The organism is Pantoea sp. EABMAA-21 (genome assembly GCF_030053335.1).
In the GTDB taxonomy this organism is placed as follows: Bacteria; Pseudomonadota; Gammaproteobacteria; order Enterobacterales; family Enterobacteriaceae; genus Pantoea; species Pantoea communis.
Genome location: NZ_JASGBX010000020.1, coordinates 90,809 through 104,769, shown reverse-complemented (window position 1 = coordinate 104,769; position 13,961 = coordinate 90,809). Strand labels below are relative to the sequence as shown.

General features: G+C 53.8%; 10 protein-coding genes. All 10 read left to right on the top strand.

What is annotated here, in order from left to right; translation table 11 throughout:
- Positions 1-560: 560 nt before the first annotated feature.
- The 10 genes from QMZ65_RS22465 to QMZ65_RS22420 all read left to right on the top strand — a co-directional run bounded on the left by QMZ65_RS22465 (position 561) and on the right by QMZ65_RS22420 (position 13,942).
- A complete protein-coding gene (locus QMZ65_RS22465; RefSeq protein WP_034824630.1) occupies positions 561-1,484 on the top strand; it encodes a sugar ABC transporter substrate-binding protein in 924 nt (307 codons plus the stop codon).
- Between the two features lie 32 nt (positions 1,485-1,516).
- Complete coding sequence (locus tag QMZ65_RS22460) at positions 1,517-3,001, top strand: sugar ABC transporter ATP-binding protein (RefSeq protein ID WP_034824628.1); 1,485 nt, start codon at positions 1,517-1,519, stop codon at positions 2,999-3,001.
- Positions 3,002-3,015: 14 nt separating this feature from the next.
- Positions 3,016-4,047: an ABC transporter permease gene (locus QMZ65_RS22455; protein WP_038646197.1), complete on the top strand. Its 1,032-nt coding sequence runs from the start codon at positions 3,016-3,018 to the stop codon at positions 4,045-4,047.
- Between the two features lie 430 nt (positions 4,048-4,477).
- Positions 4,478-5,395 carry a nitrogen assimilation transcriptional regulator NAC gene (gene nac, locus QMZ65_RS22450; protein ID WP_034824624.1) on the top strand — a complete coding sequence of 306 codons (918 nt, stop codon included), beginning with the start codon at positions 4,478-4,480 and terminating at the stop codon, positions 5,393-5,395.
- A 188-nt stretch (positions 5,396-5,583) separates the two neighbouring features.
- Positions 5,584-6,543 (top strand): HTH-type transcriptional regulator Cbl, encoded by a 960-nt coding sequence (cbl, locus tag QMZ65_RS22445; RefSeq protein WP_045832269.1) that lies wholly within the window; start codon positions 5,584-5,586, stop codon positions 6,541-6,543.
- 221 nt (positions 6,544-6,764) lie between these two features.
- On the top strand, positions 6,765-8,222 hold the full coding sequence (locus QMZ65_RS22440) for an NAD-dependent succinate-semialdehyde dehydrogenase (RefSeq protein WP_160868087.1): 1,458 nt from the start codon (positions 6,765-6,767) through the stop codon (positions 8,220-8,222).
- Between the two features lie 423 nt (positions 8,223-8,645).
- On the top strand, positions 8,646-10,115 hold the full coding sequence (locus tag QMZ65_RS22435; protein ID WP_283216712.1) for an aldehyde dehydrogenase family protein: 1,470 nt from the start codon (positions 8,646-8,648) through the stop codon (positions 10,113-10,115).
- Between the two features lie 32 nt (positions 10,116-10,147).
- Positions 10,148-10,816 carry a haloacid dehalogenase type II gene (locus tag QMZ65_RS22430; RefSeq protein WP_034824618.1) on the top strand — a complete coding sequence of 223 codons (669 nt, stop codon included), beginning with the start codon at positions 10,148-10,150 and terminating at the stop codon, positions 10,814-10,816.
- Positions 10,817-10,830: 14 nt separating this feature from the next.
- Positions 10,831-12,108: an NAD(P)/FAD-dependent oxidoreductase gene (locus QMZ65_RS22425; protein ID WP_283216711.1), complete on the top strand. Its 1,278-nt coding sequence runs from the start codon at positions 10,831-10,833 to the stop codon at positions 12,106-12,108.
- Between the two features lie 229 nt (positions 12,109-12,337).
- Positions 12,338-13,942, top strand: coding sequence for an ABC transporter substrate-binding protein (locus QMZ65_RS22420; protein ID WP_034824613.1), 1,605 nt, complete (start codon positions 12,338-12,340; stop codon positions 13,940-13,942).
- Positions 13,943-13,961 lie beyond the last annotated feature (19 nt).

Sequence of the window (13,961 nt, the reverse complement as noted above, 5' to 3'; positions counted from 1 at the left end):
CCAGTGACATACGGATTAACAGTCCGCCGTTCTACCGACTGAACTACAGAGGAATCGTGTGAACGAGGCGCATATTAGCGATGCCGATCCCCAATGTCAAAGCCCGATCGCACACTTCTGGTTTAAGTGCGCGTAAAAGCAGCGGAATGCTGTTTTTCTGCCTTGAACGTTCAGATTTCAAACTGCCAGCAAGATCTCACTTTAAGCGCATTTCCTTTGAGATGTTAGATGCATGTCAAAGTTTTGTTATTTGCCGATTTTAAAACAATCATTTCAGTGCTTTTATGATGAAAATTTCAAATGCTGATCAGATGAAACAAATGAACTGCTTATCATCACGGGTGAAATCAGTTTTGGCGTCTGAAACAGCATTTCGAAAATAACCTTTTGATAAGTAGATAGTTGCAGGAAAGAGCAGTACCGAAACGATAGCGTTAGACCAGAAGCCTTACCTCTACAACCAGATAAATAACGCCAGTGCCGTTGAGTGAATGTAAAAAATATTTTTCATTCGTCGTATCAGCCCAACTGAGCATGTTAACGAATAAGAAGGGTTACCTATGAAATTCAAAAAAGCGTTAGTGACTTCCCTGTTAGCTTGCATGTTACCTGCCGCTGTTATGGCAAAAGACCTTCAGGTGGGCGTCTCTATGGCGCTGTTTGACGATAACTTCCTGACCATTCTGCGCACCGCGATGCAGAAAGAGATGACCAAAGATGGCGTTAAGGGTCAGGTCGAAGATGCGAAGGGCGACGTCTCCCAACAGCTGCAACAAATTCAGAACTTCATCGGTCAGGGCGTTGACGCCATTATCGTTAACCCAGTGGATACCAATGCCGTCAAACCTTTGATGGATGCGGCCTCTAAAGCGGGTGTGCCGCTGATCTTTGTTAACCGCAAACCGGCAGGTGAATTGACCGACAAAATGGCTTACGTCGGCTCTGACTCCGAATTAGCGGGCCGTCTGCAAATGGAAGCGCTGGCAAAAGCGATGAACGGTAAAGGCAACGTCGCCATTTTGATGGGCGATCTGGCTAACGAATCCACTCGTGACCGCACCAAAGGTGTTGAAGCGGTGGTGGCTAAATATCCTGGCATCAAAGTGGTGCAGAAACAGACCGCGAAATTCACCCGTAATGACGCGGTGGACGTAGTGAGTAACTGGATGACCGCAGGCGATGACATTCAGGCGATTGCTTCAAACAACGATGAAATGGCGATCGGTGCGCTGCAGGCGCTGGGCAAAAACCCGAACCACATCCTGATTGCGGGCGTGGATGGTACACCGGATGCGTTGCAGATGCTGAAGAACGGCAAGATGGTCGCCACTGTATTCCAGGATGCTAAAGGTCAGGGTGAAGGCGCCGTACAGACTGCCGTGAAACTGGCGAAAGGCGAGAAAGTGGAGAAGGTGATTAACATCCCTTACCAGCTGATCACCAAAGACAACATGGCGCAGTTCGAATCTCGTAACCAGAAATAATCGTTCCCGACTCAGCCGTACGGAGGTGATGTATGACCGCTTTTGCGCTTGAAGCCGAAGGCATCAGCAAGTTCTTCCCCGGAGTGAAGGCACTCGACAATGTCTCACTACGCATTAAACCGGGGTCGGTACATGCCCTGATGGGTGAAAATGGCGCGGGCAAATCCACTTTAATGAAATGCCTTATCGGGATGTACCGTCCCGATAAGGGCACCATTCGCATTAAAGGGGAGCCGGTGCAGTTTCAGGACACCATGGATGCGCTGCGTTCTGGCATCTCCATGATCCACCAGGAACTGAATCTGGTGCCTTACATGACTGTGGCTGAGAACATCTGGCTGGGTCGCGAACCGATGAAGTACGGCTTTGTTGACCACGCGTTGCTGAACAAGCAAACGCAGGAATTACTCAACAAACTCAATATCCGTTTAAAAGCCGATCGTATGGTTGGCGAGCTGAGTATCGCTGCTCAGCAGATGGTGGAAATTGCCAAAGCGGTGTCGTGGAACTCCGACATTGTGATTATGGACGAACCGACCTCGGCACTGACGGAAACCGAAGTGGCGCATCTGTTCACCATCATCCGCGACCTGCGTGCGCAGGGTAAAGCCATCATCTATATCAGTCACAAGATGGATGAGATTTTCACCATCACCGATGAGATCAGCATATTCCGCGACGGCACCTGGGTGGGTAGCAACAGCACTTCCGAGTTTACCCGTCAGTCATTAATTACCCAGATGGTGGGGCGTGAACTGACGCAGCTGTTCCCGAAATTCAATGGTGAAATCGGTGAGGAAGTGCTGACGGTGCGCAACCTTACCTGTAAAGACCGTTTCACCGATATCAACTTTACGGTACGTAAGGGTGAAATCCTCGGTGTTGCCGGTCTGGTGGGGGCGGGACGCAGTGAAGTGATGGAAAGTTTGTTCGGGATGGAAAGCTTCGACAGCGGTGAAGTGCTGATCGATGGCGTGCCGGTCAAAATCGATTCGCCTTCCACGGCGATTGAGAAGGGCATGGCGTTCCTGACCGAAGACCGTAAAAAGTCCGGCTTATTCCTGGTGTTGTCGGTGATGGAGAACATGAGCATCGTCAACATGCCGGATTATGTCAGTAAAGCCGGTTTCGTTAGCCACATGAAGATGGCACAGGACTGCATGGAGCAGATCCGCAAGCTCAATATTAAAACGCCGACCATGGATCAGATCATCAACAACCTTAGTGGCGGTAACCAGCAGAAGGTGCTGATTGCGCGCTGGCTGCTGGCTCAACCGAAGATTCTGATCCTCGATGAACCGACGCGCGGTATTGACGTCGGGGCAAAAGCCGAGATTTACCGCTTAATCAGCGAACTGGCAAACCGTGGCGTGGCCATCATTATGGTCTCGTCGGAGTTGCCGGAAATTCTGGGCATGAGCGACCGCGTGATGGTTATGCACGGCGGACGTATAACTGGCATCCTCGATAAAGAAGAGGCCAATCAGGAAACCATTTTGTCGTTGGCATCCGAGTGAGGCGCGAGACATCTATGAGTAACGTAAAAATTACGGCCCCGCAGGCCGCGGAATCGACATCCTTCTTTGGCAACCTGCGCCATAAGTTGCCGAAAGATACCGGCATCTTTGTGGTGATGTTGGGTATTGCCTTAATCTTTGAGATTGCGGGCTGGTACGTTCGTGACCAATCTTTCCTGCTCAACACCAACCGTCTGGTATTGATTGTTTTACAGGTGGCGATCATCGGCATCATTGCGGTGGGCGTGACCCAGGTCATCATCACCACGGGGATTGACCTGTCGTCTGGTTCGGTGATTGCACTGACGGCGGTAGTGGCGGCCAGTCTGGCACAAACCTCTGACAGCCTGACACCGATGTATCCGTCACTGGTTAACCTGCCTGCCGTCATTCCGATTGTGGCCGGTATTGGTGTAGGTTTGCTGTGCGGGGTCATGAACGGTTTCCTGATTACCAAAACCGGGATCCCTCCATTTATCGCCACACTGGGCATGATGGTGTCGGCGCGTGGTCTGGCGCAGTATTACACGCAAGGTAACCCGATCAGCTTCCTGTCAGATGGTTTTACCTCCATCGGCCAGGGCGCGATGCCGGTGATCATCTTCCTGGTGGTGGCCTTCCTGTTCCACATCGCCCTGAAGCATACCCGTTACGGTAAGTATGTGTATGCAATTGGCGGCAACATGACTTCGGCCAAAGTGTCAGGGATCAATGTTAATAAATACCTGATCATCGTCTATACCATCGCGGGTGCGCTCTCTGGCCTGGCGGGTGTGGTGCTGGCGGCGCGCGTCAGTAGCGGCCAGTCAAGTATGGGTATGGCGTACGAGTTGGATGCGATTGCCGCAGCCGTTATCGGCGGTAGCAGCCTGATGGGCGGCGTGGGTCGCATCACCGGGACGCTGATTGGTGCGGTGATTCTGGGTCTGATTAAGAGCGGATTCACCTTCGTGGGTGTGGATGCTTACGTGCAGGACATCATTAAAGGCATCATCATTGTCGCCGCAGTGTCCATAGATATGCATAGAAACCGTAAAAAGAGATAGTACTTCCTGATTGCAGGGCGCACTGTGTGCGCCCTCAAGGACATTTTGCTCCGTTGTTCACAATAAGTTTTCCCACTGGTTGATCCTGCTCCTTTCCCCGCGTTTGCTTTCGTTCTGACCGTTTTAGGTCATTTTCTGTGAGTTATGCACCACTGCGACGCTTTCGGTCATCACTTTTTTGCACATCTGCCACGCAAGTTGCGCACCATGGTGGTGCATTTCGATTTATTTTTAATCACTCTGTGTCATGTGCTCAGCTTATTAACTCTTAAGAGGTAATCAGAAAGGCTTATTTTCCGTGCCGTTAGGAATATTCTGGCACTGCTTTTTCACGCTCCGAATAAACCTGGCCTGCATATTGCAACTTCATGAACACAAGCCAGCAGGCTGAGACACCCAAACGGGTTATTCGGGGATTGACGGAGGCAATATGAATTTAAGACGACTGAAGTACTTTGTAAAAATCGTCGATATCGGCAGCCTGACTCAGGCAGCAGAAGTGCTGCACATCGCGCAGCCTGCGCTTAGCCAGCAAGTTGCGACGCTGGAAAACGAACTCGATCAGCAGTTACTGATTCGCACCAAACGTGGCGTAACACCAACCGAGGCGGGCAAAATTCTTTATGCTCATGCTCGTACGATTCTGCGCCAGTGTGAACAGGCGCAAACGGCTGTCATCAACGCGGGCCAGGCGTTAAATGGTCAGGTATCAATTGGTCTGGCACCGGGCACCGCCGCTTCTTCGTTGACGATGCCGCTGCTGCAAACGGTGCGGGAACAATTCCCGGATGTACTGGTGTATCTGCATGAGAATAGCGGCACCTCTTTAAATGAAAAAGTGATGAACGGTCAGTTGGATATGGCGGTGCTGTATGACCGTGCGCCGACAGCCGGCATTAACAGCATTCCATTGATGAAAGAAGAGTTGTATCTGGTCGGTGCGACCGCATGCCCGGGCGCTACCGTTGATCTCGCCGACGTGGCGCAGATGAATTTGTTCCTGCCGCGTGACTACAGCGCGGTGCGCAAACGTGTTGATGAAGCATTCTCGCTGCGTCGTCTGAGCGCAAAAATCATCGGTGAAATCGAGTCAATCTCAACCCTGACCGCCGCGGTTTCCAGCGGTATGGGTGTGACCGTTCTGCCGGAATCAGCGGCTCGCGCCCTGGTGAGTTCAACTCACGCGTGGATGGCACGTATTAACAGCCCATCGCTGAATCTGCCGCTCTCGCTGAATATCTCTGCGCGCTTGCCACTGTCACCTTCCGCGCAGGCAGTGAAAAACATCCTGCTGTCACTGCTGAATAAGCCGATGACGGAAGAGCGCGAGTTGATGCTGGTCGGTTAATCCCTTCTTCTTTACCCCAGCTATCTACGGCTGGGGTAACCCCTTCACGCTTTAACACCCGCAAACGCGTCGAGATAAATCACCCTCCTTATTACTATTCCGCATAACACACCGTTTTTTATTATTTCCTGCAATGACACCAACTTCATAACATGGACGAAACAGGGCAGGGAACAGGAGAAAAGGGTGTGAATTTCCAGCAACTTAAAATTATACGTGAAGCTGCACGTTGCGAATTCAACCTGACAGAAGTGGCGAACACGCTGTTTACCTCACAATCCGGGGTTAGCCGCCATATTCGTGATTTGGAAGATGAACTCGGCGTCGAGATCTTCATTCGTCGCGGCAAGCGATTGCTGGGCATGACGGAACCGGGCAAGGCGCTGTTAACCATTGCTGAACGCATTCTTGATGAAGCAGGCAAAGTGCGTCGCCTGGCGGATGTGTTTACCAATGAAACCAGCGGCGTGCTAACGATTGCTACCACGCATACGCAGGCCCGCTATAGTCTGCCGCGTGTGATCAAAGCATTCCGACAGCTCTATCCTAATGTGCGTCTTGAACTCAATCAGGGTTCACCGCAGGAAATTGTGGCCATGCTGTTGGCGGGTGAAGCTGATATTGGTATTGCCTCCGAGCAACTGGTGAACAACAGCAGCCTTGCGGCTTTCCCGTGGTTTAGCTGGCACCACTCGTTATTGGTGCCGCACGACCATGAACTGTTACAACATCAGCCGATCACGCTGGCTAGCCTGAGTCGCCATCCCTTGATTACCTATCGTCAGGGGATCACGGGTCGCTCGCGTGTTGACCGTGCGTTCCAGGCGGCGGGACTTAAGCCGGATATCGTGCTCAGCGCGCAGGACTCCGACGTGGTGAAAACCTATGTTGAGTTGGGACTCGGCGTTGGCATCCTGGCTGATCAGGCGTGCGACATTTATGAAGGTGAAGATTTGGTGAAAATCGACACCCATCATCTGTTCGATGCCAACACCGTATGGCTGGGATTGAAGCGCGGCCAGTTACAGCGCAATTATGTCTGGCAGTTCCTGGAACTGTGTAACGCCAATCTGTCGCTGGAAGAGATCAAGCGTCAGGCGCTTTCCTATGAAACGGAATCTGAACCTGCTATCGATTTCCAGATTTGATGCAGTGGTCGTCATAAATGGCGACCACACATTTCCTACAGGGTGCGCATTCCTGCGCGCCTGGCCTCAAACCGCAGCGTAATCAATGACGCATTTATGCACAGCATAAAATTTCTTTTGGCGCGCTAAAACACATCCTGGCCCGGTTTCCACCCCTTAGAAAAACATCCTGCACTGCTGCGCCACGTTACAGTGAAATGAACAGGATAAAGGGGATGAAAATGTCGCGGATTCAACTAAAAGATGCAGAACTGTTACGCCAGCAGGCGTTGTTTGGCGGGCGCTGGCAGGACGCGCACGCCGGGGCCACGCTGCCGGTGATTGATCCCTCCACTCAGCAACAGATTGCCACTATTCCGGCACTGGGTGCAGCCGAAACCGAGCAGGCAATAGATTATGCTGAGTCGGTGCGTGTCAGCTGGGGCAAAACCCCGAACGCGTCACGCGCGGCACTGCTGGATAAATGGCATCAGCTGATTCTCGATAACGCGGACGATCTGGCGATCATCATGACCGCCGAGCAGGGCAAACCGCTGGCAGAGGCCAAAGGTGAGGTGTTGTACGGTGCCAGCTTTGTTAAATGGTTCGCTGAAGAGGCACGCCGCATCTATGGCGATACCATTCCGGCGCCCAGTGAAGACCGCCGCATTCTGGTTCTGAAACAACCCGTTGGCGTGGCCGCAGCGATTACGCCGTGGAATTTCCCGATTGCGATGATTACCCGCAAAGTGGCACCTGCGCTGGCCGCCGGTTGCCCGATCATCGTTAAACCTTCTGAGTTGACGCCGCTGTCGGCTCTGGCACTGGCGGTGCTGGCAGAGCGGGCAGGTTTTCCCTCTGGCGTACTTCAGGTGCTCACCGGATTACCCACCGAGATCGGCAGCACGCTGACTGCCAGCCGCACGGTGCGCAAAATCTCCTTTACCGGATCCACGCGCGTCGGCCAATTGCTGATGCAACAAAGTGCAGACAGCATTAAACGCCTTAGCCTGGAACTGGGCGGTAATGCGCCACTGATTGTGTTTGATGATGCCGATCTCGATGTCACTATCCCTGGCGTCATGGCGAGTAAATTCCGTAATGCCGGTCAGACCTGCGTCTGCGCCAATCGCATTTTGGTGCAACGCGGTATCTATGAGCGTTTCAGCGAGAAACTCCTGGAGGCAGTGGCAACCCTTAAAGTGGGGGATGGCTTTGAACCCAGTAGCACGATTGGGCCACTGATTAACGATCGCGCTGTTGAGAAGGTAAACAGCCATATTGATGATGCGCTTAGTCAGGGAGCGACCTTGCTGCGTGGCGGGATCAGTGCAGCGAATGGCACCTTTGTTGAGCCGACCGTGTTGGGTAATGTCACCAGCAGTATGCGTATTGCGCATGAAGAAACCTTCGGCCCCGTCGCACCGCTTTTTGTCTTCGATACCGAAGAGGAGGCGATACGCATGGCGAATGACACGCCTTATGGATTGGGCGCATATTTCTTTACGGAGAATATACGTCGAGCCTGGCGCGTGGCGGAATCATTAGAATTTGGCATGGTCGGTTTTAATACCGGTGCGATATCTTTAGATGCGGCACCTTTTGGCGGAATTAAATTATCCGGTTTAGGACGTGAAGGTTCACGCTATGGAATTGAAGAGTATCTGGAGCAGAAAACGTTTCATATGGGCAGTTTATAAATGCAGCAATGCGTGTTAAATCGTACCGCTCCAAATAGGTAACCGCGCAATTCATTGCGCATAATGACTTTCATCACCAATTACATTAACAGCGCCGGCAACCTCAGGTTTACGGCGCTGTTTTATTTTGTGCGCGGCGTCATATTTTTCCGGCCCATCACCGTTTTAGTGCAAGTTTCGTGCGAGCTGCACCGTAGAGATGCACGAATTTTGTGAAGTAAATCATCTGTTTATTCCTTCGGCAAATCCGCAAATTTTCCCTCTTCAATACGGCAGAAAATTTTTCTGGGCTGTTTTTTACGCATTTTTATTTTTTACTGGGCTGGCATACTTTCTGCATTAGCTTATTAACGTGACAGATAAATGTAGTGCAAATCGTTAATTGGCGCACATGTGATGGGTGTAACAAATAAGGAATTTTCCATGTTAAGTTTCGACCCTGAAAAAGTTTCCCTCCCGATTGGCCATTATATTGGTGGCCAGCATGTTTCCACCCAGGGCGCGCGTTTTGCCGTAAAAAGGCCATCTGATGGCAAAGTCTATGCCGAGCTGAGCGAAGCCCAGGCCAGCGATGTTGATAGGGCTGTCACCCTGGCCCATGAAGCGCTGAAAACCAGTGGCTGGCGCAGTTGCCCACCACGGCAACGTGGAAAAGTGTTACGCCGCTGGGCGGATCTGATTGAAAGCGATCCGTTACTGGCTCAGCTCGAAGCGCTGGGGTCGACGCGGCCGATCAGCGATGTGGTAAAGCATGAGATTCCGTTTACCGCAGAGGCCATCCGTTTCTACGCTGAGTGCGCAGACAAATACAGTGGCGATCTGTTCCCGACGCAGGAAAGCAGCCTCGGCATGCTGATTTCGGAGCCATACGGCGTGATTGGCGCGATTACACCGTGGAATTTCCCGCTGTCGATGGCCTCGTGGAAATGCGGTCCTGCACTGGCAGCGGGTAATGCCGTGGTGCTGAAACCTTCGGAGCTGACACCTTTCTCTACCGTACGCATGGCGGAACTGGCGCTGCAGGCCGGTTTACCGGCGGGCATTCTGAATATTGTGCAGGGCAGTGGTGCAGTGACCGGCAGCGCGCTGGTCACCCATCCGCTGGTACGCAAAGTCTCGTTCACTGGTTCCACGGTGACGGGCGCACGCATCATGAGTGACGCAGCACAGCATGGCATGAAGCCTGTCACGCTGGAGTTAGGTGGCAAAAGCCCACAGATGGTGTTCGATGATGCGGGCGATATCGATGTCCTGGCACAGCGCATTCTGCGCGGCTTCACCGCCAACGGTGGACAGGCATGCGTCGCGGGTACTCGCTTAATTGTGCAACGTGGCATCGCTCAACCGCTGCTGGATCGCCTGGTGGCGCTATGCCAGCAGCCGCAGCCGGGTGTCACCTGGCAAGACAGCAGCCGTTATGCGCCGCTGATCGATGAGCGCCAGGGCAACAAGGTGGCATCGGTGATCGCCGAAGCCAAAGCGCAGGGCGCAGAAGTGTTAGTGGGCGGCGAGCGTTTTGCGGACACCGACGAAGGTTGGTTCTGGCAGCCTACGCTGTTATGTGGTGTGGCGGCTGATAACCCGGCGGTGCAGCAGGAGATCTTTGGCCCGGTGCTGACGGTGCAGGAGTTCGACAGCGAAGAAGAAGGGCTCGCGCTGGCGGCGCACGAAACCTATGGACTGTGTGCCGGCGTGCATACGCTGAGTCTGCCGCGTGCCATGCGAGCGATGCGTGCCATCGAATCAGGCACCGTATGGATCAACCGCTACGGTCGCTCCGGCGATTTCATTATTCCCACCGGCGGCTTCCTGGGCTCCGGTATTGGCAAGGATCTGGGTCGTCAGGCGTTTCAGGCCTGCCAGCGCCAGAAGAGTGTATTAATCGATTTCTAAATTCACGTATCAGACAACGACGAGGTCGCGTCATGGCACTGTTTAAACCGAAATTCATCACCTTTGATTGCTACGGCACCCTGATTAACTTTGACATGGCAGGAGCGGCAGAGCGCTGCTTCAAAGATCGGGTGTCAGCGCAAGAGATGCTGGCCTTCACCACCGATTTCGCCATCTATCGCCGCGATGAAGTGCTGGGGGCGTGGAAACCTTACTACGACGTCGTCAGCGATGCGTTGGAGCGCACCTGTAAAAAATGGGGCGTGCAGTGGAGCAAAGCCGATAGCGACTTTATCTACACCGATTGCGCCACCTGGGGGCCGCACCCAGACGTGCCCGCGGGACTTGCCAAAGTGGCGAAAGAGTTCCCACTGGTGCTGCTCACCAACTCAATGAACGATTTGATTCCCCATCACGTGCCGCGTCTTGGTGCACCGATCCACATGACCATCACCGCAGAAGAAGTGGGTGCGTACAAGCCGCAGATGAAAGGCTTCGAGTACATGCTGGACAAGCTGAATTGCGGTCCCGAAGAGATCCTGCATGTTTCGTCGAGCCTGCGCTATGACCTGATGACCTGCTACGACATGGGCATCAAAAACAAAGTGTGGGTCAACCGGGGTCACGATCCGGCCAACCCAGCTTATGAATACACCGAGATTAAAGATATCGGCGGTCTGCCCGCTGTGGTTGGACTCTAAGCCCGGAGGCGGCGATGAAACTCGAATCATTCTGGCAAGCCACGGCACCGGCATTTACTGGCGCAGCGAGTGGCGCACTGCCATCGGTTGCTGACGTGGTGGTGATTGGCGGCGGATTTACCGGCATCTCAACCGCGCTGAATCTCGCACGACAGGGTATCAACGTGGTGGTGCTGGAAAGTGGCAACGTGATGAGTCAGGCCTCCGCACGTAACGGTGGGCACTGCAATACCGGCGTATCGCAAAACTTTGCTTCGCTGGTAGCCAGCCAGGGGATCGAGCAAGCCAGTCGCTTCTATCGGGCTTTTGATGACGCCGTGAGTTATGTCCAGCAACTGGTGCGGGAAGAGCAGATTGATTGTGATTTTCGCCTGTGCGGAAAGCTCAAGCTCGCCAGCAAAGCGTCGCATTTCCCCGGACTGCGCAGTGCATGGCAACTGATGCGTGACACAGTTGACCCGGAAATCGAGTTGATCAGTAAAGATGAGATTCGCCGTGAAGTGGGCAGCGATGCCTTTCACGGTGGCTTACTGCAAAAACGCGGTGGCCAGATGCATATGGGCAAGTTCGGCATTGGTCTCGCCAATGCCGCTGCCCGCGCGGGAGCGAAGATCTTTCCCCATCACGCGGTGACCGGCTTGACGCGTCTGGATGGCTACCGTCATCGCGTCACCACCGCCCAGGGCGAGATCATCGCGGAAAAAGTCATGATGGCCACCGGCGTATCGAATGAAGGGCCGTTCCCGTGGTTCCAGCGCCGCATCGTGCCGGTAGGCAGCTTTATCGTGGTGACTGAACCGCTGGGTGATGCGCTGATTGAACAAGTGCTGCCCAAAGACCGTACCTATGTCACCTCGCTGAACATCGGCAACTACTTCCGCACCACTGCCGATCGTCGCCTGGTGTTTGGGGGGCGCGCACGTTTTGCCGTCAGCAATCCGACCTCGGATACGCGCAGCGGCGAAGTGTTGCGCGCCGCGATGACCGCGCTGTTCCCGCAGCTGGGCAAGTCGCGCATCGATTACTGCTGGGGCGGCATGGTGGATATGACGTCCGATCGCCTGCCGCATGCGGGTGAGCACGATGGCGTGTTCTATTCACTGGGCTACAGCGGCCACGGCACACAGATGTCGGTGTGGATGGGGCGGGTGATGGCCGATTTACTGGCAGAAAAGCGTAACGAAAATCCCTGGCAGCGCGATACATGGCCTGCGCTGCCCGGTTACCACGGGAAACCCTGGTTTTTGCCTCTCGCGGGGCTGTATTACAAGGCTAAGGATCGGCTCTCCTGATCGTTAATCCGGTGCGCATCAATGTGCACTCTACGATGGGATTCTTCAGGTCGCTATTGATGCGCGCCAGGGGAATGCTTTCGAGGGGAACGCATAAATGCACATCCTAAGGTGTCATTGATTTGGCATTCATGCGGACCCTATCCGGTTTGGTAGGGGCCACATTAATGGCGATCTGATTGACGCTCGATTATCAAAACAAACCACTTTTCATATTGAGGGTGTGCAGATGAGTAAATTCGATAAAGAGTCTGACGCTGTAAATCCGGCCCTGACACGTATGCTGACTGAGGGATCCCTGTCACGTCGTGGCCTGATGAAGTTGTTGTCTGCGGGTGCAGTCATGAGCAGCGGCTTGATAGGTTTTCCGCAGATGAGCTTTGCGGCTGAAACACCGGTGAAAGGCGGCAAGATGCGCGCAGCCATGTCCAACGCCTCCGCTACTGACACACTCGATCCTGCCAAAGGCAATAACAGCGGTGACTATACCCGCCAGTTTATGGTCTACAGCGGCCTGACCGAACTCGACCAAAAGTTGGCGATTCAACCGGGGCTGGCGGAGTCCGTGGAGTCTTCGGATGGTGTCACCTGGCACATTAAATTGCGCAAAGGGGTCACGTTCCACGACGGTAAACCTCTCACCGCGAAAGACGTCATTTACTCACTCAGCCGCCACAAAGATCCCGCCGTGGCTTCCAATGCCTTCAAGCTGGCCGATCAGTTCAAAACCTTCACGGCGGTGAACGATAACGAAGTCACACTTGAGCTGAGCAGCGCCAACTTTGACGTGCCTTATATGCTCGCCAGTGCCCCATTCCTGATTGTGCAGGATGGCACCAAAGACTTCAGTAAGGGTATTGGCACGGGGCCGTTCAAATTGAAAGAGTTCACGCCGGGCGTACGCTCTGTTGGCGTCAAGAACCCAAACTACTACAAGCCCGGCCTGCCACATCTCGACGAAATCGAACTGCTGGGCGTCACCGATCAGGCGGCACGTGTCAATGCGCTAATGTCGGGTGACTTGCATATCGTTTCGACCCTGAGCGCAGCCGACAGTAATCGTTTGAAAGCCACGCAAGACTTCGCCGTGCTGGAGAGCAAGGCGGGGATGTACACCAACCTGATTATCCGCACCGACATGAAGCCGGGCAGCAGCGAGGATTTCGTGCTGGCGATGAAATATCTGCAGCCGCGTGACATCGTGCTGAAAACCGTGCTGCAAGGCTACGGTGATATCAGTAACGACACCCCCGTGCCGCCGTGGCATCCGCTGTTTAACGCCGATCTCAAACCGCGTCCGCTGGATGCCGAAAAGGCCAAATTCCATATCGAGAAAGCCGGTATGAAGGGCGCAACGGTAGAGATCATCACCACGCCAAACATCGAAGGTGCGGTGGAAGGGGGCCAGTTAATCCAGCAGGTGGCGCGTAACACCGGGTTGAACGTTAAGGTGCGTCGCGTGCCGTATGACGGCTACTGGTCAACGCACTGGACCAAAGACCCGGTGGGTTATGGCTCGATCAACCCGCGTCCAACGCTGGATATGCTGTTCTCTCAGTTCTATATGTCGAGCGCGGCCAACAATGAATCGGGCTGGAAGAACGATCAGTTTGATCAGTTGGTCGTCGCCGCACGCGGTGAGCGCGATCAGGGCAAACGCAAGCAGATGTATGGCGATATGCAGAAGCTGATCTATGACCACTGCGGCACCATCATCCCCACCTTTATCAGTACCCTCGACGGGTACAGTAAAAAAGTGGGCGGTGTTGAAGCCTGGCCAAGCGGCATGATGATGGGTTACCGCTTCCATGAGTTCGCCTGGCTGAAAGCCTAATCCGTCATCCGTCAGAGGA

Bases quoted from the DNA above. Each gene is read 5' to 3' on its own strand.
- QMZ65_RS22460 (WP_034824628.1), top strand. From the start codon at position 1,517: ATGACCGCTTTTGCGCTTGAAGCCGAAGGCATCAGCAAGTTCTTCCCC.
- nac (WP_034824624.1), top strand. From the start codon at position 4,478: ATGAATTTAAGACGACTGAAGTACTTTGTAAAAATCGTCGATATCGGC.
- QMZ65_RS22440 (WP_160868087.1), top strand. From the start codon at position 6,765: ATGTCGCGGATTCAACTAAAAGATGCAGAACTGTTACGCCAGCAGGCG.
- QMZ65_RS22425 (WP_283216711.1), top strand. From the start codon at position 10,831: ATGAAACTCGAATCATTCTGGCAAGCCACGGCACCGGCATTTACTGGC.
- QMZ65_RS22465 (WP_034824630.1), top strand. From the start codon at position 561: ATGAAATTCAAAAAAGCGTTAGTGACTTCCCTGTTAGCTTGCATGTTA.
- QMZ65_RS22435 (WP_283216712.1), top strand. From the start codon at position 8,646: ATGTTAAGTTTCGACCCTGAAAAAGTTTCCCTCCCGATTGGCCATTAT.
- QMZ65_RS22430 (WP_034824618.1), top strand. From the start codon at position 10,148: ATGGCACTGTTTAAACCGAAATTCATCACCTTTGATTGCTACGGCACC.
- QMZ65_RS22455 (WP_038646197.1), top strand. From the start codon at position 3,016: ATGAGTAACGTAAAAATTACGGCCCCGCAGGCCGCGGAATCGACATCC.
- QMZ65_RS22420 (WP_034824613.1), top strand. From the start codon at position 12,338: ATGAGTAAATTCGATAAAGAGTCTGACGCTGTAAATCCGGCCCTGACA.